The sequence below is a fragment of the Rahnella sp. BIGb0236 genome (genome assembly GCF_004364755.1).
In the GTDB taxonomy this organism is placed as follows: domain Bacteria; phylum Pseudomonadota; class Gammaproteobacteria; order Enterobacterales; family Enterobacteriaceae; genus Rahnella; species Rahnella victoriana.
Genome location: NZ_SOAO01000028.1, coordinates 1 through 1,884, shown reverse-complemented (window position 1 = coordinate 1,884; position 1,884 = coordinate 1). Strand labels below are relative to the sequence as shown.

1 rRNA gene (only partly in view) is annotated in these 1,884 nt (G+C 52.9%); it reads left to right on the top strand.

Annotated features, from left to right (window positions below):
- Nucleotides 1-1,865, top strand: a 23S ribosomal RNA gene (locus EDF78_RS25440) (it extends 1,142 nt beyond the left edge of the window).
- The last annotated feature ends 19 nt before the right edge of the window (nt 1,866-1,884 follow it).

Sequence of the window (1,884 nt, the reverse complement as noted above, 5' to 3'; positions counted from 1 at the left end):
ATAGACAGCCAGGATGTTGGCTTAGAAGCAGCCATCATTTAAAGAAAGCGTAATAGCTCACTGGTCGAGTCGGCCTGCGCGGAAGATGTAACGGGGCTAAACCATGCACCGAAGCTGCGGCAGCGACGCTTATGCGTTGTTGGGTAGGGGAGCGTTCTGTAAGCCGTCGAAGGTGAACTGTGAGGTTTGCTGGAGGTATCAGAAGTGCGAATGCTGACATAAGTAACGATAATGCGGGTGAAAAACCCGCACGCCGGAAGACCAAGGGTTCCTGTCCAACGTTAATCGGGGCAGGGTGAGTCGACCCCTAAGGCGAGGCTGAAAAGCGTAGTCGATGGGAAGCTGGTTAATATTCCAGCACTTGGTGTTACTGCGAAGGGGGGACGGAGAAGGCTAGGCTAGCCGGGCGACGGTTGTCCCGGTTCAAGCGTGTAGGGGTGTAGTCCTGGTAAATCCGGATTACTTTAACCCTGAGGCGTGATAACGAGCCACTACGGTGGTGAAGTAGTTGATGCCAAGCTTCCAGGAAAAGCCTCTAAGCTCCAGGTAACACGAAATCGTACCCCAAACCGACACAGGTGGTCAGGTAGAGAATACTCAGGCGCTTGAGAGAACTCGGGTGAAGGAACTAGGCAAAATGGTGCCGTAACTTCGGGAGAAGGCACGCTGGCGCGTAGGTGAAGGGACTTGCTCCCGGAGCTGAAGCCAGTCGAAGATACCAGCTGGCTGCAACTGTTTAATAAAAACACAGCACTGTGCAAACACGAAAGTGGACGTATACGGTGTGACGCCTGCCCGGTGCCGGAAGGTTAATTGATGGGGTTATCCGTAAGGAGAAGCTCTTGATCGAAGCCCCGGTAAACGGCGGCCGTAACTATAACGGTCCTAAGGTAGCGAAATTCCTTGTCGGGTAAGTTCCGACCTGCACGAATGGCGTAATGATGGCCAGGCTGTCTCCACCCGAGACTCAGTGAAATTGAACTCGCTGTGAAGATGCAGTGTACCCGCGGCAAGACGGAAAGACCCCGTGAACCTTTACTATAGCTTGACACTGAACATTGAGCCTTGATGTGTAGGATAGGTGGGAGGCTTTGAAGCGTGGACGCCAGTCTGCGTGGAGCCAACCTTGAAATACCACCCTTTAATGTTTGATGTTCTAACTCGGCCCCATAATCTGGGGTGAGGACAGTGTCTGGTGGGTAGTTTGACTGGGGCGGTCTCCTCCTAAAGAGTAACGGAGGAGCACGAAGGTTAGCTAATCACGGTCGGACATCGTGAGGTTAGTGCAATGGCATAAGCTAGCTTGACTGCGAGAGTGACGGCTCGAGCAGGTACGAAAGTAGGTCATAGTGATCCGGTGGTTCTGAATGGAAGGGCCATCGCTCAACGGATAAAAGGTACTCCGGGGATAACAGGCTGATACCGCCCAAGAGTTCATATCGACGGCGGTGTTTGGCACCTCGATGTCGGCTCATCACATCCTGGGGCTGAAGTAGGTCCCAAGGGTATGGCTGTTCGCCATTTAAAGTGGTACGCGAGCTGGGTTTAGAACGTCGTGAGACAGTTCGGTCCCTATCTGCCGTGGGCGTTGGAAGATTGAGAGGGGCTGCTCCTAGTACGAGAGGACCGGAGTGGACGCATCACTGGTGTTCGGGTTGTCATGCCAATGGCATTGCCCGGTAGCTAAATGCGGAAAAGATAAGCGCTGAAAGCATCTAAGCGCGAAACTTGCCTCGAGATGAGTCTTCCCTGTGGCTTTAAGCCACCTGAAGGGACGTTTAAGACTAAGACGTTGATAGGCTGGGTGTGTAAGTGCAGCGATGCATTGAGCTAACCAGTACTAATGACCCGAGAGGCTTAACCTTACAACACCAAAGGTGTTTT